Below are 21,448 nucleotides of genomic sequence, written 5' to 3'. Positions count from 1 at the left end.
TGGGTCAGCCCTGACGGAGCCAGACGGCACCCAACGGTGGCACCTGGAGAGCGGCGGAGGCGACCATCCCGTGCCACGGCACGTCCTCGGCCCGTACCTCGCCCAGGTTGCCCACCCCCGACCCGCCGTAGTGGTGCGCGTCGGTGTTGAGCACCTCCGTCCACGTCCCGCCGGCCGGCAACCCGATTCGGTAGTCGTGCAGGGGTTGGGCGGAGAAGTTCGCCACGCAGACCAGCGTGGAGCCGTCCGGGGCGATCCGGACGAACGACACTGTGTTGTTGGCGACGTCGTCGCCGGCGATCCAGCGGAACCCGGCCGGGTCGGTGTCCTGTGCCCAGAGCGCCGGGGTGTCCCGGTAGACCCGGTTGAGGTCGCCGACGAGCCGCTGCACACCGGCGCGGGCCGGGTCGTGCAGCAGGTACCAGTCGAGGCCGCGTTCCTCGCTCCACTCCCGGTCGTCGGCCAGTTCGGAGCCCATGAAGAGCAACTGCTTGCCCGGGTGCGCCCACATGTACGCCAGTAGCGCGCGCACGTTCGCCAGCCGCTGCCAGGTGTCGCCGGGCATCTTGCCGGCCAGGGAGCCCTTGCCGTGCACGACCTCGTCGTGGCTGATCGGCAGCACGTAGTTCTCGCTCCAGGCGTACGCCAGGGAGAAGGTGAGCTGATGGTGGTGGTGCTGGCGGTAGATCGGGTCCTTCGAGGTGTAGAGCAGGGTGTCGTGCATCCAGCCCATGTTCCACTTGAACCCGAAGCCCAGCCCGCCGTCGGCGGTGGAGCGGGTGACGCCCGGCCAGGCCGTGGACTCCTCGGCGATCATGACGACGCCGGCGTGGTGCTTGTAGACGGTCGCGTTCACCTCCTGCATGAGCGCGATGGCTTCCAGGTTCTCCCGACCGCCGTACTGGTTGGGCGCCCACTCGCCGTGGTTGCGGGAGTAGTCCAGGTAGAGCATCGAGGCGACGGCGTCGACCCGCAGCCCGTCGACGTGGAACTGGTCGCACCAGTAGAGCGCGTTGGCGACCAGGAAGTTGCGCACCTCGCTGCGGCCGAAGTCGAAAACGTACGTACCCCAGTCGGGGTGTTCGCCACGGCGCGGGTCGGGGTGTTCGTAGAGCGGGGTGCCGTCGAAGCGGGCCAGGGCCCACTCGTCCTTGGGGAAGTGCGCGGGCACCCAGTCGAGGATCACGCCGATGCCGGCGGCGTGCAGCCGGTCGACGAGGTAGCGGAAGTCGTCCGGGTCGCCGAAGCGGGACGTCGGCGCGAAGTAACCGGTGACCTGGTAACCCCAGGAACCGCCGAACGGGTGCTCCATCACCGGCAGGAACTCGACGTGCGTGAAGCCCAACCCGCTGACGTACTCGGTGAGCTGTTCGGCCAGCTCGCGGTAACTCAGGCCGGGTCGCCACGAGCCGAGGTGGACCTCGTAGACGCTCATCGGTTCCTGGTGCGGCTGCCGTTCGGCCCGCCGGGCCAGCCAGTCCGCGTCGTTCCACCGGTACGTCGAGTGGTGCACCACCGACGCGGTGGCCGGCGGCACCTCGGCGTACGCGGCCAGGGGGTCGGCCTTGTCCCGCCACTGGCCGTCGGCGCCGAGGATCCGGTACTTGTAGCGGGCACCGACGCGTGCGTTGGGCACGAACAGTTCCCACACGCCGGTGGAGCCGAGCGACCGCATCGGCCAGCCGTCGTCGGGCGCCCAGCCGGTGAAGTCACCGATCACCCGGACTCCGCGGGCGTTGGGCGCCCACACGCTGAACGCCACGCCCTCGTCGAAGACCCGAGCGCCCAGCGCGTCCCACAGCCGCTCGTGCCGGCCCTCGCCGATCAGGTGCAGGTCCAGCTCACCGAGGGTCGGCGGGTAGCGGTACGGGTCGTCGTGCGCGGTGCCGTCGACCTCCACCCGGTAGTCGAGCACGGTGCCCTCGACGGTGGCCTCGAAGACGCCCGCGTCGTGCACCCGCTTCATCGGGTACCGCTCGTCGCCGACGAGCAGCACCACGTCGCCGGCGCCCCGGCGCAGCGTGCGGATCGTCGTCGAGGAGTCGGTTGGGTGCGCGCCGAGCACCGAGTGCGGGTCGTGCGTCGCGCCGGAGATCAGCTGGTCCATCGGGCGTCCTTCGGGGCAGCGTCGGTCGGTGCGGAGGCGGGCGGACGGGTCGCCGATCGGCGCGGCGGGGTCGGTACCGGGCGCGACCGGCGAGGCGGAGTCGGAACGGGAGCTGCCGATACCGGAGCTGCCGGCGCGGGAGCCGTCGGCGCGGTGCCGCCGGAGAGTTCGTCCGGCACCTCGGCGACGGTGAGGTCGGCCGGCTCGGCGCCCGCTGGTAGCGGCTCGGCGGGCGGGGTCGGGCGGCGCACTGTCAACACGTGCGCCGGTTGCAGGTACGGGTCGAGCCGTACCGCGTTGCGTTGACCCCAGTCGTAGCTCGTGCCGGTGAGCTCGTCGTGCACTGTGAACCGCTCGTGCCAGTCGAAGCCCAGCGCCGGCATGTCCAGCGTCGTGTTGCCCCACTGCACCTCGCGCGAGTCGAACGAGCAGACCACGATGACGGTGTTGCCGGTCTCCGGGTCGTGCTTCGACCAGCACAGCAACGCCGGGTTGTCGATCTCGTGGAACCGCAGGTTGCGGAGCTGGTGCAGCGCCGGGTTGTCCCGGCGTACCCGATTGAGGGTGGCCAGGAACGGGGCCAGTGAGCGGCCCTGCGCCTCGGCGGCGGCCCAGTCCCGGGGGCGCAGCTCGTACTTCTCGTTGTCCAGGTACTCCTCGGCACCCGGGCGGGCCACGTGCTCGAACAGCTCGAACCCGGCGTACATGCCCCAGGAGGGGGAGAGCAGCGCGGCCAGCACCGCCCGGATCTTGAACATCGGCGGGCCGCCGTGCTGCAACGACTCGTGCAGGATGTCCGGCGTGTTGGGCCAGAAGTTCGGCCGCATGTAGTCGGCCGACTCGACCAGTTCCTCGCAGTACTCCCGCATCTCGGCGGCCGTCGTGCGCCAGGTGAAATAGGTGTACGACTGCGTGAAGCCGATCTTGCCGAGGCCGTGCATGATCGCCGGACGGGTGAACGCCTCGGCCAGGAACAGCACGTCCGGGTCGATCTTCTTGACCTCGGCGATCAGCCAGTGCCAGAAGTCGAACGGCTTGGTGTGCGGGTTGTCCACCCGGAAGATCCGGATGCCCTCGCCGACCCAGTGCAGCACCACCCGCAACACCTCGGCCCGGATGCCCTCCGGGTCGTTGTCGAAGTTGACCGGGTAGATGTCCTGGTACTTCTTCGGGGGGTTCTCCGCGTACGCGATGCTCCCGTCGGCCCGGGTGGTGAACCACTCCGGGTGCTCCGTCACCCAGGGGTGGTCCGGCGCGCACTGCAACGCCAGGTCCATCGCCACCTCGAGGCCCTGCGCCGCAGCCGCCTGGACGAAGGCCCGGAAGTCTGCCGGCGTACCCAGGTCGGGGTGGATGGTGTCGTGGCCGCCCTCGGCGGCGCCGATCGCCCACGGCGAGCCCACGTCGGTCGGGCCGGCGGTGAGCGCGTTGTTGCGGCCCTTGCGGTTGACCCGGCCGATCGGGTGGATCGGCGGCAGGTAGAGCACGTCGAAGCCCATCGCGGCCACCCCCGGCAGCCGGTCGGTGGCCGTCGCGAACGTGCCGGAGCGGCCGCCCACGGCCCCCTCGGAGCGGGGGAAGAACTCGTACCAGGCGGAGAAGAGCGCCCGCTTGCGGTCAACCCAGATCGAGTACGTCTCACCGGCGGTCACCAACTCCCGCACCGGGTGCTCCCAGAGCAGGTCGGCCAGGGCGAGCGCCGGGTCGACCCGCTGCGGCAGCGGCAGGTCGGTCTCGACGAGCGCGGCGAGCGCGTCGGCGACCCGGAGTCGGTCGGCGGCCGGGACGAGGTCCCGGGCGGCGGCGAGCACCCGCGCGCCCTCGGCCAGGTCGTTGGCCAGTTCGGCCGGCCCCTGCCCGGCGGCGATCTTCTTGGTCACCGCGTTCTGCCAGGTGAGGTACGGGTCCTGGAACGCCTCGACGGAGAACGTCCACGCGCCGACGGCGTCCGGCGTGATGACGGTGTGCCAGCGATCCTGGCCGGGTTCACCGGGACGCATCCGGGTGAACGGCCGGGTAGTGCCGTCGGGGCCGGCCCACACCACGTTGCAGCCCAGCGCGTCGTGCCCCTCCCGGTAGGCGCGTGCCGACACCGGAACCGGCTCGTCGACCACCGCCTTGGCCGGGTATCGCCCGCACGAGACGACGGGGGAGACGTCTTCGATCGGGAACCGTCCAGTCACCCCGCCAACCTACTGCGCGAGATCCGTTCGCGCGCGGCCAAGCACCTCCGTCCGCCCTCCAGCGGTCGCCAGCACAGATGTCCCGTATCGGGATGTGTCACGTATCGTTGGTATTACGTGACGGAGGTCCAGAGCATGCGGTTGAACAGCAAGGGTCAGGTGACCATCCCGGCAGCTCTGCGGGCGCGCTACAACCTGCACGAGGGCGACGAGGTCGATGTGGTCGAGGAGGGCGGGGCCCTCCGCATCGTGCGCGTGCACGGTGCCGACACCCGTGGGGAGCGTCTCGTCCGCCACATGCGGGGTCGGGGGAGCGCCAAGGAGACCGAGCACATGTCCACCGAGGAACTGATGGAGTTGCTGCGTGGCGAGTGACCGGCTCCGCGCCGTGCCGCCGCGTCCAACTGACGCCGTGACGACCCTGGTCGACACCAACGTGCTGCTGGACATCCTCACCGATGACCCCAAGTGGGCGGAGTGGTCCGGGGGCGCCCTCGCCGAGGCCCGCGACGCGGGCCATCTGGTGATCAACCCCATCGTGTACGCCGAGGCGTCGGTCCGGTTCGACCGGATCGAGGAGCTGGACGAGGCGTTGCCGGCGGGTGACTTCCTCCGCGAGGAGCTCCCATACCTGGCAGGCTTCCTCGCCGGCAAGGCGTACGCGCGATATCGGAGGCTGGGTGGCGCGAAGCGGTCGCCGCTTGCCGATTTCTACATCGGCGCGCATGCGGCCGTATGCCGGTACGACCTGCTGACCCGCGATGGGGCGCGATACCGCACGTACTTCCCGACCCTGACGCTGACCACACCAGGCGAGTGACCGCCCCTGGGTCATCGCTAGGCCGTGGGAGACGGCCGACGCGGCTCTCGGCGACGTCACCACGGCGACGGCCCGGCACGGGCGGCTGGTGGCCGGTGACGAGTGGCGGGGGTTGCCGCCCGAGCACCGGGCCGGGTACCTCCTTGATGTGGCCCGCCTGTACGCCTTGAACGGTGACATGCACCGCGCGGGCCCGAGCCGTCCTCGACGCGGAACGCACCGCCCGCAGTGAGGTGCACGACCGGCCGGCGGTACGGAAGCTGGTCGCCGTCGTGTGGCGGTCCGCCGACGCTCCGACCGGACTGGCGCAGCTCGCCGCCACCCTCGGCGTTGCCTGAGGGTGGTGCGCTGGTGCGTGCCTGAACTCGCTCATCGGGAGCGCTATCTGCGCCGGTGGTAGTGGTTGCGGCGGGGGAGTTGTTCGGGGTCGAGCCAGGCCGGTGGGATGAATTCTGGATGCCCGTCGCCGCCAAGCTGCACGACCCAGTCGCCGCGATGCACGTGTCGGTGGTGGTGGCCGCAGAGCAGCACGGCGTTGTCGAGGCTGGTGTCGCCGCCGTCGGCCCAGTGCCGCATGTGGTGGCCGTCGCACCAACGCGGTGGGCGATCGCACCCGGGAAACGCGCAACCACGGTCGCGCAGCACCAGGGCGCGACGGAGCGGGCCGCTGATGAGGCGGCGTTGCCGGCCGACGTCGAGGACCTGGCCGCCGCCGTCGAGCACGGCGGGCAGGATGCGCGCGTCGCAGGCGAGCCGACGCACGGCCTCGGCACTGAGGTGTAGGCCGCTGTCCAGAGCGCCGATGCCCACCTGCCGCGTCAACCCGTCGTAGCTGGTGGTGACGACGACCTGGGTCAGGTCGCCACCGTTCTCGGGTAGCTCACCGGTGCGCAGGGCGAGCCGGCACACGTCAGCCAGGGCGTCGTGGCGGCGTTGACCCGGGGTGCGGGTGTCGTCGGGCCCGCTGGGGGTGGTGAGCGGGTCGATTGCGGCGCGCACCGCGGCGGCGGCCTCGGTGTCGAGGATGCCGGCGAGGCGGAGCCGACCATCGGTCTGCTCGCTGATGGTGACGTGCCGGTCCCGGGCGGCCCGCGAATCCTGCGCCCGCAGCGCCGCCTCGGCGGTGGCGTCGGCGACCTCAGGGGCGACGTGGTCGAGGATCCGGGTGCCGAGCTTGCGCAACAGGGCGGCGTCGAACTGCGCCGCCCAGTCGACGAGGATGGCGACGGCCTTGTCTGCGGCCTGGGCGCCGGCGGCGGTCTGGACGGTCTGGACGGTTTCGGCGATGACCCGTACCTGTTCCAGGTCGACCGTTCCGCCAGACAACGCCTCCCGGATCCCGGCAGGGGCGGTATCGAGCGTCGCGGCCATCTCGACCAGTCGCCGGGCGGCACCGACCCCGATCCGCAGCCGGTCGCGCAGCCACACCGCCGTCGAGGACGCGCCCTGCGCCGTCGCGGTGCCTCGACCGTCCAGTTCCCGTACGAGACTCAGCTTGACTGCCGCCAAGCGCTGCTCCAGGCGATGCGTCGCATCCAACGCCGCCACGAGATCGCGCTCGCTGGTGGCCCAGGCGGGCGTCTCGAAGCAGGCCGCCATCACGGCCTCCGCCTGCTCCAACGCATCGATCACCTCTAAAGACTAGAACAGGTGTACGACAATTCCCGGTGCTGTCGGCGGTCCTGTCGGGGCGGCTCACCACACCGGAGGTGGCGTAGCCTCCCGCCATGATCGAACGGGTGAGGGTCGCGGTTGTCGGGGTCGGTAACAACACGTCGGCGCTGGTGCAGGGGCTTGCTCTCTACCGCCAGAGCGGCAGCCTGGTCGGAATCCGCAGACCGGTGATCGACGGGCTCGGGGTGGGCGACATCGACGTCGTGGCGGCCTTCGCCACCTCCGCGGAGAAGGTCGGTCGGGACCTGACCGAGGCGATCTTCCTGCCGCCCAACAACTTCCCCCGGCTGCCGTGCGACCTGCCCTGGGCGGATGTGCCCGTCACGAAGGGCCTCGTCGACGCGACCGAGGTGCGGCGGGTGGCTGCGGCGCTGGCGGGAGCGGAGGTGCTGCTCTACTCGGCGCCGAGCGGCCGGCCGGAGACCGCCCAGGCGTACGCCGAGGCAGCTCTCACCGCGGGTGTCGCCTTCATCAACACCACCGCCGACCCGGTCGCCCGCGACCCACGCCGGATGGAGAGGTTCGAGGCCGCCGGCCTGCCGCTGATCGGCGACGACCTGGCCAGCCAGTTCGGCACCTCGGTGGTGCACAACGCGCTGCTGCGGCTCCTGAAGGAGCGGGGCCTCACACTGGTCAGCTCCTACCAGGTCAATCTGGGCGGCACCGAGGACTTCCGCAACCTGGTCGAGAACCCCGACACCAAGAAGCGGTCCAAGCTCAACGCCCTGTCGGACGCCGACAGCGTCGAGGTCGCCCCCCTTGGGTACCTGCCGCACCTCGGGTCGCAGAAGGTGGCGCACCTCAACGTCGAGGCGCGGGGTTGGGGTGAGACCTCAGTGAGCCTCGACGTGAAACTGAAGGTGCACGATCCGAGTGGCGCCGCGGGCGTCAACATCGACCTCGTCCGCATTGCCGCCAGCGCCCTGCGCAACGGGCGTGGCGGTCACTGCGCCGAGGCGACGTCGTTGCTCAAGTCGCCGCCGGGAACGGCTATCTGAATTCGGCGCCGACCGAGCGGTAGACCTCCAGCGTCTGGCGGGCGATGGAGTCCCAGGAGAAGTGCTCCACCGCGCGCCGGCGACCGGCCAGGCCGAACCGCTCCGTACGTGCCGGGTCGGCGAGCAGGGTGTTGATCGCCGCCGCCAGGTCCGCCACGAACTTCTCCGGCTGCAACGGGGTTCCGGAGCCGTCGGTGGCCTGCTCGATGGGCACCAGCAGGCCGGTCTCATCGCCGGCCACGACCTCGGGGATGCCGCCGGTGGCGGTCGCCACCACTGCCGTCTCGCAGGCCATCGCCTCCAGGTTGACGATGCCCATCGGTTCGTAGACAGACGGGCAGACGAAGACCGTCGCGTGGGTGAGCACCTGGATCACCTCGGGCTTGGGCAGCATCTCGGCCACCCAGACCACTCCGGAGCGGTTGGCCCGCAACTCCGCGACCAGTCCCTCCACCTCGGCGGCGATATCCGCCGTGTCCGGCGCGCCGGCGAGAAGCACGAGCTGCGTGTCCGCCGGCAACTCCCGAGCGGCCCGCAGCAGGTACGGCAGCCCCTTCTGCCGGGTGATCCTTCCCACATACACCACGCTGGGACGGGACGGGTCGATGCCGAGTCGGTCGAGCACGTCGGTGTCGTGGTCCGGGGCGTACTGCACGGTGTCGATGCCGTTGTAGACCACCCGCACCTTCGACGGGTCGATCTGCGGATAGGCGGTCAACACGTCGCTGCGCATCCCCCCACTCACGGCGATCACCGCGTCGGCGGCCTCCATCGCGGTCCGCTCGATCCAGGACGAGAGCGCGTACCCGCCGCCGAGCTGCTCGGCCTTCCACGGCCGCAGCGGCTCCAGGCTGTGCGCGGTCACCACGTGCGGCACCCCGTGCAGCAGCTTCGCGGTGTGTCCGGCCAGGTTCGCGTACCAGGTGTGGCTGTGCACCACGTCGCTACCCGCGGTGCCGGCGGCCATCTCCAGGTCCACACCCATCGTCCGGAGCGCGGCGTTCGCACCGGTCAGGCCGGGCGGTCCGGGGTACGCGGTGACGCCCGGCTCGGTGCGCTGCTGGCCAAAGCAGTGCACGCGGACGTCGGTGAGGCGGCGCAACTCCCGGGCCAGGTACTCGACGTGCACGCCCGCTCCGCCGTAGACCTCCGGCGGGTACTCGCGGGTGAGCAGATCGACGCGCAGCGGGGTGGGTTCCGTCATGACCCCGCACCCTAGTGCAGAAGAGTCCCCGTACGAGTGGTGAAGTGCGACGCGGGTGGATAGCGTCGTGGCATGGCTGCCAAGGTGCTCGCGATCGTCCTGGCGGGTGGGGAGGGCAAGCGCCTGATGCCACTCACCACGGATCGGGCCAAGCCGGCCGTCCCGTTCGGCGGGATGTACCGCATGGTCGACTTCGTCCTCTCCAACCTGGCCAACGCCGGCTATCTCAAGATCGTCGTGTTGACCCAGTACAAGTCCCACTCCCTCGACCGGCACATCACCAAGACCTGGCGGATGTCCACGCTGCTCGGCAACTACGTCACCCCGGTGCCCGCGCAGCAGCGTCGCGGCCCGTGGTGGTTCGCCGGCTCGGCCGACGCCATCTACCAGAGCTTCAACCTCATCAACGACGAGCAGCCCGACTACGTGATCGTCTTCGGCGCCGACCACATCTACCGGATGGACCCCCGGCAGATGGTGGAGGACCACATCGCCTCCGGCGCCGCGGTGACCGTTGCCGGCATCCGCCAGCCGCTGTCGATGGCCGACCAGTTCGGTGTCATCGAGGTCGGCGAGGACGGCAAGCGCATCAGGGCGTTCCGCGAGAAGCCGACCGACGCTGTCGGTCTGCCCGACGCGCCGGACGAGATCTACGCCTCGATGGGCAACTACGTCTTCACCACCCGCGCACTGTGCGAGGCGGTCGAGCGCGACGCGGAAGACAAGACCAGCAAGCACGACATGGGCGGCAGCATCATCCCGATGCTCGTCGAGCGGGGCGAGGCGAACGTCTACGACTTCCGCGACAACGAGGTGCCGGGCAGCACCGACCGCGACCGTGGCTACTGGCGTGACGTGGGGACGCTCGACTCGTTCTACGACGCGCACATGGATCTGATCAACGTGCACCCCGTCTTCAACATGTACAACTTCGACTGGCCGATCTACACCGAGCAGCTGCCGTGGCCGCCGGCGAAGTTCGTCCACCAGTGGGGTGAGCGGGTCGGCCGCGCTGTCGGCTCGATGGTCTCCCCGGGCGTGGTGATCTCCGGTTCGCTGGTGGAGAACTCGATCGTGTCGCCGAAGGTGCGGGTGCACTCCTGGGCGCACGTCGAGGGCTCGGTGCTGATGGAGGGTGTGGAGATCGGCCGGCACGCGGTGGTTCGGCGGGCCATCCTGGACAAGAACGTGTTCGTCCCGGAGGGCGTCGAGATCGGCGTCGACCTGGAGAAGGACCGGCAGCGCTACACCGTCTCCGACAACGGCATCGTGGTGATCGGCAAGGGCCAGAAGGTCGAGCCGTGACCGACCCGCACACACCGAGGAGGATCCCGCAGTGACCCACCCCCGTGCCGGCCAGCCCGCCGAGCCCGCCGACCTGGTCGACGTGCCGCGCCTGGTGACCGCCTACTACGCCGAACATCCGGATCCCGCGGACCCGGCGCAGCAGGTCTCCTTCGGCACTTCCGGCCACCGCGGCTCCAGCCTGCGCAACGCGTTCAACTCCGACCACATCCTGGCGGTCACCCAGGCGCTCTGCGACTACCGACGGGAGCAGGGGCTCGACGGGCCGCTGTTCCTCGCCCGGGACACCCACGCGCTGTCCGCGCCCGCCGCTGTGGACGCGCTGGAGGTGCTCGCCGCCAACGGGGTCACAGTGCTGGTGGACAGCCGCGACGGCTACACCCCGACGCCGGCGCTGTCGCACGCGATCCTCACCCACAATCGGGGGCGGACCAGCGGGCTCGCCGACGGCATCGTCATCACCCCGTCGCACAATCCGCCCGACGACGGCGGGTTCAAGTACAACCCCACCAACGGCGGTCCGGCCGACACCGACGTCACCCGGTGGATCCAGGACCGGGCCAACGCGATCCTCGCCGCCGGGCTCAAGGAGGTCCGCCGGATCACCTACGCGCGGGCCCGGGCCGCGGACACCACCGGGGAGTACGACTTCCTCGCGCACTACGTCGACGACCTGCCGGCGGCGATCGACATCGACGCGATCCGCGACGCCGGAGTGCGGATCGGCGCTGACCCCCTCGGTGGGGCGAGCGTGGCGTACTGGGGCGAGATCGCCGAGCGGCACCGGCTGGACCTGACAGTGGTCAACCCGACGGTGGACCCGACCTGGCGGTTCATGACCCTGGACGGCGACGGCAAGATCCGGATGGACTGCTCCTCGCCGAACGCGATGGCGTCGCTGATCGCCGCCCGCGCCGACTTCCAGATCTCCACCGGCAACGACGCCGACGCCGACCGGCACGGCATCGTCACCCCCGACGCCGGCCTGATGAACCCCAACCACTTCCTGGCGGTGGCGATCGGTCACCTGTTCCGTACCCGTTCCGAATGGGGTCCGGCCGCCGCCGTGGGCAAGACGCTGGTCTCCTCGTCGATGATCGACCGGGTCGCCGCGGACCTGGGCCGACCGCTGCTGGAGGTGCCGGTCGGCTTCAAGTGGTTCGTGCCCGGCCTGCTCGACGGTGCTGTCGGCTTCGGCGGTGAGGAGAGCGCCGGGGCGTCGTTCCTGCGCCGCGACGGTTCCACCTGGACCACCGACAAGGACGGCATCCTGCTCTGCCTGCTCGCTTCCGAGATCCTGGCCACCACCGGGCGGAGCCCGAGCGAACACTGGGCGGAGCTGGCCGAGCGCTTCGGCGCCCCCTCGTACGCCCGGATCGACGCCCCGGCCACCCGGGAGCAGAAGGCAGTGCTCGGCAAGCTCTCCCCGGAGCAGGTCACCGCCACCGAGTTGGCGGGTGAGCCGATCACCGCGACGTTGACCACCGCACCTGGCAACGGCGCACCGATCGGCGGCCTCAAGGTCAGCACCGAGTCCGGCTGGTTCGCCGCGAGGCCCTCCGGCACGGAGGACGTCTACAAGATCTACGCCGAGTCCTTCCAGGGCCCCGACCACCTGAAGCAGATCCAGGAAGAAGCCAAAAACCTGGTGGACCAAGCCCTGACCCAGTCCTGACCCCCTGGACCCACGTTGATCAAGAGGTTTGCGTCATGCCGCCCGGCGTGTCGTGACGCAAACCTCTTGATCGAGCGCAGGGCTTCAGCAGGGTGGGGGGTCGGCGGGTGGGGGTAGCTCCTGGCTGCGTCGGCGTAGCTCTTCGGGCAGCAGTTCGCGGAGCTGCTCGGGGAGGAACGGCAGGTCGAGCAGCGTCATCTTCAACTGGTTGCGCTCCTGGTAGCGCAACGGGTCGAAGCGGACCACCAGACCGGCGTCGCGGCGGTACGAGATGTCCACAGTCCCCTCCGTGGCCGCGTCGCGGAACACCAGGCCGTCCATCTCCACCACGACCGGCGACGAGTTGGGCTGCAACTCCAACCGGATCTTCTCGTCCGGCGAGAGCACGACCGCCCGGGAGATGCCGGCCATCGGCGCCGCCGGCGTGATCACCACCGAGTCCGCCGCCGGGGAGATCAGTGGACCACCGGCCGCGTAGCTGTACGCCGTCGAGCCGATCGGGGTGCTGACCACCACGGCGTCGCTGCGGTAGTAGCCGTACTGCTGGCCGTCGATGGCGAGCGTGACGCTGACGAAACCGGCACCCGGCTGGCGGACCAACGCGATGTCGTTGAACGCCACGACGTCGTCACCGCACACGTCGCAGGCGAGGCACGCGTGCGACTCGACGGTGAAGTCCTTCGACAGCAGCCGACTCAGCGCGTCGGGCAACTCCGGCGGTTCGATCTCGACGAGAAACCCCAGACGACCCAGGTGTACGCCGAGCACCGGCTTCGGGTCGCGGACGGCGGAGCGCAGCGCACCCAGCATGGTGCCGTCACCACCGATGCTGATCAACGCGTCGGCGCGGACGGCGACCTCGCCCTCCGGCACCGGTTCGACGCAGGACGGGACGCGGTGCTGGTCCTCCTCGCGCACGAACAGCGTCTTGTGGTGGCGGGTGGCCCACCGTTCGATGATTTCGGCCACCTCGGTGACATCCCGGGTGGGGTGCAGCACAAGTCCCAGCCCCGACACCCGTACAGCTCATCACATCGTCGGCGGGCGCACCCGGCGTACGCCGAAGGTGCGCCGGCGGCCCGTGGACCGCCGGCGCACCTCGCCGCCGTCAGGGGCGGGGTTGACCGGTGAGGTGGGTCAACGAGCGGGCGACCAGGTCATCGCGGGCCGCCGGGGAGAGGCCCTCCAACCCGAAGCCCAGGTACACCGTGCCCCCGGTGACCACCACCGAGCCCTCCTCGAACGCCTGCTGGCTGCGCGACCAGTCGTTGGCGTTGCCACCGGACCCGGCCGGAGGCCCGGCCACCGTCCAGCCGCCCAGGTCGGCGGACTCGAACGAGGTCTCCGCCACCGTCGACCCGTCAACCACGACCCGGGCGTCGTCCAGGAAGACGCCGAGGCCCTGCGTGGCCCAGTCCGAGGCGTACGTGATCGACACCTCGACCTGCTTGCCGGCGTACGCGGTCAGGTCGACCACGAACTCCTTCCAACCGCTCGACGTCCCGGTCGCCGCGTTCCAGCTTCCGGTGCTACCGGTGGGGGAGCAGCCCGCGCCCTGGTAGTGGGCGAGGAACGGGTGCAACTGGCCCCAACCGGAGGCGCAGCTCTCCCCGGTGACCGTGCTGGTCTTGCCGTTGACGTCCGGCAGGGTCGTCCAGTCGTCGCTGCCCACCTCGTGGGCCTCGACAAAGAGGAAGTCCCAGTTCTGCTCGATTTCGTACGAGGTGAAGAAGCGCAGCTCCCCGCTGGTCGCCCCGCTGAGGTCCACCGTGCGGGTGAGCCGCTTGTACGACTCGTCGGCCTGCCCGCTGTGCAGGTACCACTCACCCGTACGCGGGTCGAACGGCGCGCCACCCGGTCGGGTCCAGCCCACCGGTGCGGAGCTGGCGAACTGCGGGAACTCGTCCGGCGGCAGGAAACTCGACGTGGTCAGGAACGACGCGGTGTGCCCCTGGTTCTCCGCCGAACCGGCCGCGTTGAGCTGCCCGTTGAAGCCGGTGAACGCGCCGTCGCGGCCGGCGACCGGGAACGGCTCTCCCTCCGGCGCGGTGCCGCCGTCGCTGACGTAGGTGTGCGCCCCCAACCAGTACTGCTGGAAGTCGTTCAGCAGCGGCAGGCAGGTGAGGTCGTCGGCGTTGGTGCACTCCGGCGGCGCGTCCGGGTGGTAGACGTACGAACCGTTGGCGCCCTGGGCGAACAACGCGTACTGGCCGCTGACCAGGAGCTTGCCACCCTCGTTCAGGTAGTCCCGGACGGCCAGTTCGGTGTCCAGCGCCGCCTTGGCCGTGGTGCCGGCGACCTGGCCGGGCGAACGCATGATCACGTCGTCGCCGGTCTCCCACACCACGGCCTTGTAGTGCGACAGCACCCCGAGCGGGTGCGGCGCCTTACGGCCCATCACGTCGAAGTCGTACACGTCGCTGCTGCGCCCGGCGGCGCTCAACGATGCCGCGATCTCGTCGGCGTACTTCGCGGAGGTGCCGGTCTGCGCCGGGCTGAGACCGGTGACGTCCTCAGCAGCGAGAACCAGCACGTCACCGCCGATGTCGCTGTGCACCCGGTAGGTGAAGTGAACGCTTGCGACCACCCCGGACCGGGGTTTGTTGCCGGTGAACCAGACCTCCACCCGGTCTCCCGGTTTCGTGCCGCCGACCGTCCCGCGTAGCTCCGCGTAGTAGTCGTCGTGCGTGCCGCCGTACCGCTCGCCGCCGCGCCACTCGCGGACCGCGACGGTCTTCGGTCGCCCGCCGTTGACCGTGTAGTGCATCTTCACGTTCTTGAGCGCCCGCCGGGTGATGGCGGCGACCTGCTGGGTGCGCCCGTACGAGGTGTCGAAGGCGTCCACCACGAAGTCCGGGGTGCTCCGGCCGACCACCGACACCGGCTCGTCCGGGTCCGCCGCCGACTTGGCCACGGCCAGCGCGAACGGCAGGTTCTTGCTCACCTCACCAGCGATCAACGTCTCGTCGTCGGGGAAGATGAAGCCACTGACGCAGTCCTCCGGGCGCCACTCGTCGTCCGGGTCGACCGCCGAGGCGGCCTCACAGGTGGACATCTCGGGGGTGAAGCCCAGCGTGCCGTACCGGACGGTGGCGTGGCTGTCGGTGTCACCGTTGGTCGTGTACAGCTCGGCGGAGATGTCCGGGTCGTAACCGGGCACCGCCGGGTGCGCGTCGTCCCCGGCCATCGCCTTGTAGATCTCGTCATCCGGGGTGGGAGTGCTCACCTGCCAGCCGAGGCCGTAGAGCAGCAGCTCGGCCGCCGAGTGATAGTTGACGAAGAATTCGAACCCGACTCGCTTGAAGAGCTGGTCCAGGGCCTTGGTCTCCGGCTCCGAGTTGGGGCCCGGGCCCCGGTAGGTCTCGCTGTTCGGCTCCGGTGACGAACCCTCGTTGTCGTACCCCCACTTGTAGCTGAAGTTGCGGTTGAGGTCCACACCGTCGCCGGAGGTGATCTGTCCGTCGCCGTTGTTGTCCCGCAGGTTCTTGCGCCACAGCCGGTTGCCCGAGGTGAAGGTGAAGTCGTAACCGTCCGGGTTGGCCACCGGCAGGAACCACAGCTCGGTCGTGTCCAGAAGTTTCGTGATCTCCTGGTCGGTGCCGTAGCTGTCCAGCACGTGGTGCATCAACCGGCGGGTCATCTCCGGCGTGATCCACTCGCGGGCGTGCTGCGCGCCGGCGTAGAGCACGGCGGGCCGCTTCCCGTCCGCGACGGTCCGCGCGTTCTTGGTGACCTTCACGGCGACGATCGGCTGACCCTGCTGGGTGCGGCCGATCGTCTCCACCTTGGTCAGCTTGGGATAACGGGCCGCGGTGGCGTTCAGCTCGTCGCGCAGACCGCCCGGCTCCCCATAGGGCCGGAACGCCGTCCAGCCCGCCGCCGCCTGCTCCCGCAGCGCCTGCGACGCGTCCTTGCCGCGCACCTTCTTCACCGACAACGGGACGCCCTGGTCGGTCAGCCGCTTCGCCTGCCGGCGACTGAGCACCGTCTCGACGGTCGTCGTGCCGGTCGAGTCCGTCTTCGCGTCGTGGCCGAGGTCGACCCCCGCCGCGCGTAGCTGGTCCCGCTGTTTCGCGTCGACCGTGCCGACGTAGACCTCCAGGCCGTCGCGGGCGCCCGGTTCGGACGGTGGCTTCGCGCTTGCCGGCGGGGTCAACGCCAGTGCGCCGAGCAGGGTGACCACGCTGGCGATCGCCAGTCGTCTCGGTCTCATCGCGCCTCCTTGGGTGAAGGACCTGTAGGCGCGAGCCTTCTGCTGGGGGGTGATCGATGTCAATAGGTCGAGAGGTGCGAGGTAGCTGGCCGTGTCGGTGTCGCTCCCTCGCGTGACGACCCGGGGCGGAAGGGGATCGGATTGAGGGTGCAGGCATGACCGGCGGGCCAAGAATGTGAATCAGGCATCGAGCGGTAGCGGTTCCGATACGCTCCGCTCCCATGGGGACAATCCATGCACCGGTCAGCCGTTCGGCGTTGCACGCCCGCCCGCGCGCCGGCGGGGTGCCCCAGTTCATGCGGAACCTGGCCGCCGGTACGGCGTGGCTGGTGGCCGGTGCCGCCTGCTTCGTTCTCAACCCGGCCCTGGCAACCGATTGGCACCGCGAGGCCACCATTGCCCTGAGTCTCCTCGCCATCCTCTTCGGCACCTGGGTCTTCTGGCGGCACGGGGGCACGCGGATCACGGCGGTGGGGATCTACAACCTCGCCTTCGCGGTCTTCGTCGGGTTCGGCGGCTTCTACCACAGCATCAAGAACGTGGCGACCGATCCCGGTATCCCGTTGTTCACCACCGTCGCCGTCTGCTTCTTCGGTCATGTGCTCACCTGGATGCTGTTCTGGGGTGACGGCGCGCCCTCCAGGGCCCGGTCCGACGCCGCCCGGGTGGACGCGGGCACCGCGGGGTGGGCGTTCACCTTCGGGCTGGTCCTCCTCGCCGTCGCCGTCATCGCCTCGCTGGTTGACGCCGAGACCGAGTTCACGGCGAAGCCGGTCGGCTTCGTCGGCGTCGTGTTACTGGCGGCGGGCCTGCTGCGTGGCCCACTCGGTCGGTGGAAGGTGCTGTGCGGATCGGTGTGTGCCGTCGCCTTCACCGTCTATTTCTTCTATCTGTTCAATGGATTCGGCCGCATCGTCCTCGGGTCCCTCGCCCTCGCCCTGCTCGTCGTCCTGGCTCACGGCGACCGGCGGCGTTACACCAAGGGGATCGTGATCCTCGGTGGAATTCCGGCCCTGTCGTTTCTCGCCGCGCTGCGCGCCGGCGGGGCAGCCTCGGACGTGGACAGCGACGGCTTCGGATCGGCCGTCAGTCCGATGTCCGCGTTCGCCGAACTCTGGCAGATGAACACCATCGGTCTGCTGCCCCGGGGATGGGGCGAGACCTTCTTCGCCGCCGCGGTCGCCCTGGTGCCCCGCGCGTTCTGGCCCGACAAACCAGTCGGCTTCGGTTATGAGCTGGTGCCTTACCTCGCGCCCGGACTGGCCGGCACCGGCCATTCCGTGGCGGCCCTCTGGTATGGCGAGTGGCTGTTCAATTTCGGTGTCGTCGGCATGGCGGTGATGATTCCGGTGACCGGTTTCGCCGTGTCCGCCATCGACCGGTTCCTGGCTCGTGCATCGGCGCGGCCGCTGACCACGCCCACGGCGCTCGGCCGGTACGTCGGCGGAGTTCTTCTCGCCGTCGGTCTCTTCGATCTGGTCTGGGTGGGTGGGTTCACCTACATGACCCGTACCGGGCCCCGGTTGGTGGTTCTGGCCATGTTGGTAATCGCGACGGCGTGGCTTGCCCGTCGTCCGACCGAGCCGGAATCGATGTTTAAGACGACCGCCCGCGCCCGTCGGTGATGCGCCAACATTGACCGCCCGGCCAAGTAACTGATCGTACGGCAACTCGTTGTTTCATTGCGCCAGCGCTTGCCGTAATGAGCATTGCTAACCAGGGGGAGTAATTGTGTCAGGCCGCCTTTTCACGTCCGAGTCAGTCACCGAGGGGCATCCTGACAAGGTTGCTGACCAGATCAGCGACGGCATCCTGGACGCGTTGCTCACCATCGACCCTCGTAGCCGGGTCGCCGTGGAAACTCTCCTCACCACCGGCCAGGTGCACGTTGCCGGCGAAGTGGCGACGACGGCGCAGGTGGACATCCCGGAGATCGTTCGCCGGCTGATCGTCGACATCGGATACGACTCGTCGGCCAAAGGATTCGACGGCGCCTCCTGTGGTGTGAGCGTCTCCATCGGTAAACAGTCTCCGGACATCGCTCAGGGTGTCGACAGCGCGATCGAGGTGCGGTCTGGCTCGTCCAGCGCGTTGGACACCCAGGGTGCCGGTGACCAGGGCATGATGTTCGGCTTCGCCTGCTCGGAAACTCCCGAGTTGATGCCTCTGCCGATCGCGCTCGCGCATCGACTGGCGCGCCGACTCGCTGCCGTACGCAAGAACGGCGCCATTCCCTATCTTCGTCCCGACGGCAAGACGCAGGTCACCGTCGAGTACGAGGGAATGCGTCCGGTCCGTCTGCACACGGTGGTCGTGTCCACCCAGCACGCCCCGAACATCGCGTTGGATTCGCTGCTCACGCCGGACATCCGTGAACAGGTCATCGCCCCGGAACTCGAAGGCCTGGACCTGGACACGGACGGATACCGGCTGCTGGTCAACCCGACCGGACGATTCGAAGTCGGTGGACCGATGGGCGATGCCGGTCTGACGGGACGGAAGATCATCGTCGACACCTACGGCGGTTACGCCCGTCACGGCGGTGGCGCGTTCTCCGGGAAAGACCCGTCCAAGGTGGACCGTTCCGCGGCCTATGCCATGCGATGGGTGGCCAAGAACGTCGTGGCCGCGGGTCTGGCCGAGCGCTGTGAGGTACAGGTCGCCTATGCCATCGGCAAGGCGCACCCCGTCAGCCTCTCCGTGGAGACCTTCGGCACGGAGAACGTGCCCGTGTCGACGATCAGCAGGAGCATCACCGAGGTCTTCGACCTGCGGCCGGCAGCCATCGTTCGTGACCTGGACCTGCTCCGCCCGATCTATCGGCAGACCGCGGCGTACGGACACTTCGGCCGTGAGCTGACGGACTTCACCTGGGAAAGTGCCGGCCGTGCGATCGCCCTCAAGTCCAGTGCCCTCTGAGCACGACTACCGGGTGCTGGCTACTTCGGCGTACTTCGAACCGGGTTATCGTGCCGGCGGTCCGGTGCGATCCATGGTCTGCATGGTTGACGGGGTGCCGTCGGACGTGCGCCTGACGCTGGTCACCAATGACCGTGATCTCGGTTGCCGGACGCCATATCCGGGACTGTCCGGACGGTGGACGACCCGGTCCCGGTCCCGGGTCTTCTATCTGAACCGCCGTAGCCCGCGGCACTGGTGGCGCATCTGGCGCGCTCAGCGGTCGGCCGGCCCGTTCGACCTGCTCTACGTCAACAGCGTCTGGCAGCCGACCTTCTCGTTGCTGCCGGTGCTGGCGACCATCCTGGGGCTGGTTTCCGCGAAGCGGATCCTCATCGCGCCGCGCGGAGAGTTCTCGCCGGGGGCGCTCGGTATCCGGTCGCACAAGAAGCGGCTGTTCCTGGCCCTCTGGCGTCGGCTCCTGGGCCGGCGGGATGTCCTCTGGCATGCGACGAACGATCGCGAGGCGGCGCACATCCGCGCCCTCGTTCCCGGAGCGCGGATCGTGCTACGGGAGAACCAGACGCTGCTGCCGGTGGACCCCGCACCGCCGGTGGAGCACGACGACGATCGCCTGCGACTCGTCTTCCTCAGCCGCATCACGCCGATGAAGAACCTCGACATGGTGCTGCGGGCCCTGACGACGGTCAGCCGCCCGCTGAGTCTCGACATCCACGGGCCGGTGGACGACCCGTCGTACTGGCGGGAGTGTCAACGGCTGTGCGACGAGCTACCTGCCACCGTGACGGTCCGGTACCGCGGTCCGGTGCCTCCGGCCGAGGTCCGCGCCACCTTCACGCGCTACGACGCCTTCGTGCTGCCGACCCGCGGGGAGAACTTCGGGCACGTCATCGCCGAGAGCCTGTCCGCCTCGTGCCCGGTGGTCTGCTCGGCGGAGACACCCTGGACCGACGTCCTCGAAGGCGGCGGCGGTGTCGTCCTCCCGGCGCTCTCCCCTGCGGAGTTGAGCCGGGTCATCGAGCGTATGGCAGCCGACGGCGTCGCCGAGCGTCACGCGAGGCGGGCCGCGGCCGGCGAGGCCTACCGCGCCTGGCGGGCCCGGCAGGCCACGCACAGTGTGGTCGATCTCGTCCGCACTGACACGTTCACCGACGTGACCGGTCCGCCGCCGCAGGGGCGCGCTGGCCGCGTACCGAGCGGCACGACCGCCGTCCGGGAGAGGAGCTGACGCATCGTGGCGGAGGTCCTCTTCATCGTGGAGGTGCCCACTCCATACCGGAATCCGGTGCTCGACCACCTGCACGTCGCGGGTCTCGATATGCACGCTCTCTATCACCGGGGCGACGCGGATCGTGGCTGGGGCGCGGCCGTGCCGGCTCATCCGCACGAGGTGGTTGATGGCGGGACGGTGTCGAGGTGCGTGGCCCTGGTGCGCGCCGCGCTCCGCCCCGACCTGAAGGTCGTCTGCTGTTTCGGCTACGCCCGGCTCGCGAACGTCCTCGCCGTGCTCACCGCCCGGCTGCGCGGCGCCCAGGTGGTGCTCCGGTCCGACAGCAACTGGCTCGACGAGCGCCGACGGCCGGCAGTGCGGCGATGGGGAAAGCGGCTGCTGCTGCGGGCGATCCTCGGGCGGCGGGCCCGGGTGTGGACGGTGGGAGCGCAGAACGACAGGTACTGGGCGGAGTACGGCTTCGGCAACCGACACCTGATCCCGTTCGGTCTGCCCAGGCCGCCCGTCGCGAGCCCGGAGCAGGCTGCGGCGCTGCGGACCCGACACGCCCTCGGCGACGGGCTCGTCATCCTGTTCGTGGGGCGACTCGCGCCGGCCAAGGGACTGGACACGCTGCTGTCCGCTTTCGCGGCGTTCGCCGATCCCGCTGCGCGGCTGGTGATCGTGGGGCAGGGGCCGCAACGGTCCCTGGTCGACCGCGCGGCTGCCGCCGATCCGCGTATCCGTGTCCTGGGCGCGCTGCCGCAGGACGAGCTCGGTCCCGTCTTCGCGGCGGCCGACCTCTTCGTCCTGCCGTCGCGCTACGAGCCGTGGGGTCTCGTTGTCGCGGAGGCGCAGGCCAACGGCGTGCGGGTCGCTGTTAGCGACGCCGTCGGATGTCATGCCGATCGCGTCACCACTGACAACGGTTGGGTGTTCCCAACAGACGATGCCGACCGCCTCGCGGAGGTGTTCGTCGAGGCACGCGACCTGAGCAGCCTGCGCCGGCTCCGCGTACCGGCGACCCCGGCCTTCAATGCCGGCCCCGCCATGGCCGCTGAACTCGTGGCGATGGGTGCCCGGGTGACATCGAGAAGGGCACGTCCGGTGCCGGAATACGAGAACGAAAGGTGTTGAGTG

The 21,448-nt window shown here is 69.8% G+C and carries 16 protein-coding genes; 10 read left to right on the top strand and 6 right to left on the bottom strand.

The window, feature by feature from the left end; translation table 11 throughout:
* Positions 1-4: 4 nt before the first annotated feature.
* Positions 5-2,107 (bottom strand): 1,4-alpha-glucan branching protein GlgB, encoded by a 2,103-nt coding sequence (gene glgB / locus FHU34_RS23920; protein ID WP_145784252.1) that lies wholly within the window; start codon positions 2,105-2,107, stop codon positions 5-7.
* The gene (locus FHU34_RS23915; protein ID WP_145784250.1) at positions 2,095-4,290 is read right to left on the bottom strand and encodes an alpha-1,4-glucan--maltose-1-phosphate maltosyltransferase; all 2,196 of its coding nucleotides are present in this window, start codon (positions 4,288-4,290) and stop codon (positions 2,095-2,097) included. Before FHU34_RS23915 ends, glgB begins: the two co-directional genes overlap by 13 nt.
* 117 nt (positions 4,291-4,407) lie before the next feature.
* Here FHU34_RS23915 and FHU34_RS23910 point away from each other — a divergent pair, with 117 nt between their 5' ends.
* The 3 genes from FHU34_RS23910 (at position 4,408) to FHU34_RS33100 (ending at position 5,448) form a co-directional block, all read left to right on the top strand.
* Positions 4,408-4,665: an AbrB/MazE/SpoVT family DNA-binding domain-containing protein gene (locus FHU34_RS23910; protein WP_244311810.1), complete on the top strand. Its 258-nt coding sequence runs from the start codon at positions 4,408-4,410 to the stop codon at positions 4,663-4,665.
* Positions 4,655-5,110: a type II toxin-antitoxin system VapC family toxin gene (locus tag FHU34_RS23905; RefSeq protein WP_145784247.1), complete on the top strand. Its 456-nt coding sequence runs from the start codon at positions 4,655-4,657 to the stop codon at positions 5,108-5,110. Before FHU34_RS23910 ends, FHU34_RS23905 begins: the two co-directional genes overlap by 11 nt.
* A gap of 173 nt (positions 5,111-5,283) precedes the next feature.
* Positions 5,284-5,448, top strand: a complete 165-nt coding sequence (locus tag FHU34_RS33100) for a hypothetical protein (RefSeq protein WP_167524890.1) — start codon at positions 5,284-5,286, stop codon at positions 5,446-5,448.
* Between the two features lie 43 nt (positions 5,449-5,491).
* On the opposite strand, the gene FHU34_RS23900 is transcribed toward FHU34_RS33100, so the two are convergent.
* The gene (locus FHU34_RS23900) at positions 5,492-6,742 is read right to left on the bottom strand and encodes an HNH endonuclease signature motif containing protein (RefSeq protein ID WP_145784246.1); all 1,251 of its coding nucleotides are present in this window, start codon (positions 6,740-6,742) and stop codon (positions 5,492-5,494) included.
* Positions 6,743-6,837: 95 nt separating this feature from the next.
* Between FHU34_RS23900 and FHU34_RS23895 the strand changes: the two genes are divergently transcribed.
* Positions 6,838-7,782 carry an inositol-3-phosphate synthase gene (locus FHU34_RS23895; RefSeq protein ID WP_145784244.1) on the top strand — a complete coding sequence of 315 codons (945 nt, stop codon included), beginning with the start codon at positions 6,838-6,840 and terminating at the stop codon, positions 7,780-7,782.
* On the opposite strand, the gene glgA is transcribed toward FHU34_RS23895, so the two are convergent.
* On the bottom strand, positions 7,775-8,986 hold the full coding sequence (glgA, locus tag FHU34_RS23890; protein ID WP_145784243.1) for a glycogen synthase: 1,212 nt from the start codon (positions 8,984-8,986) through the stop codon (positions 7,775-7,777). The two genes, FHU34_RS23895 and glgA, sit on opposite strands and share 8 nt — an antisense overlap.
* Positions 8,987-9,058: 72 nt before the next feature.
* Between glgA and glgC the strand changes: the two genes are divergently transcribed.
* Positions 9,059-10,291: a glucose-1-phosphate adenylyltransferase gene (gene glgC, locus FHU34_RS23885; RefSeq protein ID WP_088990519.1), complete on the top strand. Its 1,233-nt coding sequence runs from the start codon at positions 9,059-9,061 to the stop codon at positions 10,289-10,291.
* A 31-nt stretch (positions 10,292-10,322) separates the two neighbouring features.
* On the top strand, positions 10,323-11,966 hold the full coding sequence (pgm, locus tag FHU34_RS23880; protein WP_145784240.1) for a phosphoglucomutase (alpha-D-glucose-1,6-bisphosphate-dependent): 1,644 nt from the start codon (positions 10,323-10,325) through the stop codon (positions 11,964-11,966).
* Between the two features lie 84 nt (positions 11,967-12,050).
* On the opposite strand, the gene FHU34_RS23875 is transcribed toward pgm, so the two are convergent.
* The gene (locus FHU34_RS23875; protein WP_423438427.1) at positions 12,051-12,974 is read right to left on the bottom strand and encodes an NAD(+)/NADH kinase; all 924 of its coding nucleotides are present in this window, start codon (positions 12,972-12,974) and stop codon (positions 12,051-12,053) included.
* 100 nt (positions 12,975-13,074) lie between these two features.
* Entirely contained in the window at positions 13,075-16,179 is a 3,105-nt protein-coding gene (locus FHU34_RS23870) for a M14 family metallopeptidase (RefSeq protein WP_145784236.1), read from the bottom strand.
* Between the two features lie 221 nt (positions 16,180-16,400).
* Between FHU34_RS23870 and FHU34_RS23865 the strand changes: the two genes are divergently transcribed.
* The 4 genes from FHU34_RS23865 to FHU34_RS23850 all read left to right on the top strand — a co-directional run bounded on the left by FHU34_RS23865 (position 16,401) and on the right by FHU34_RS23850 (position 21,445).
* A complete protein-coding gene (locus tag FHU34_RS23865; protein ID WP_145784234.1) occupies positions 16,401-17,804 on the top strand; it encodes a hypothetical protein in 1,404 nt (467 codons plus the stop codon).
* Between the two features lie 106 nt (positions 17,805-17,910).
* On the top strand, positions 17,911-19,098 hold the full coding sequence (gene metK, locus FHU34_RS23860; RefSeq protein WP_145784232.1) for a methionine adenosyltransferase: 1,188 nt from the start codon (positions 17,911-17,913) through the stop codon (positions 19,096-19,098).
* A 73-nt stretch (positions 19,099-19,171) separates the two neighbouring features.
* Entirely contained in the window at positions 19,172-20,326 is a 1,155-nt protein-coding gene (locus FHU34_RS23855; RefSeq protein WP_145784229.1) for a glycosyltransferase, read from the top strand.
* Between the two features lie 6 nt (positions 20,327-20,332).
* Positions 20,333-21,445, top strand: a complete 1,113-nt coding sequence (locus FHU34_RS23850; protein ID WP_145784227.1) for a glycosyltransferase family 4 protein — start codon at positions 20,333-20,335, stop codon at positions 21,443-21,445.
* Positions 21,446-21,448 lie beyond the last annotated feature (3 nt).

The organism is Micromonospora taraxaci, from assembly GCF_007830095.1.
Lineage (GTDB): Bacteria > Actinomycetota > Actinomycetes > Mycobacteriales > Micromonosporaceae > Micromonospora > Micromonospora taraxaci.
The sequence above is the reverse complement of the archived record's forward strand: the minus strand, read 5'-3'. Positions and strand labels throughout refer to the sequence as shown.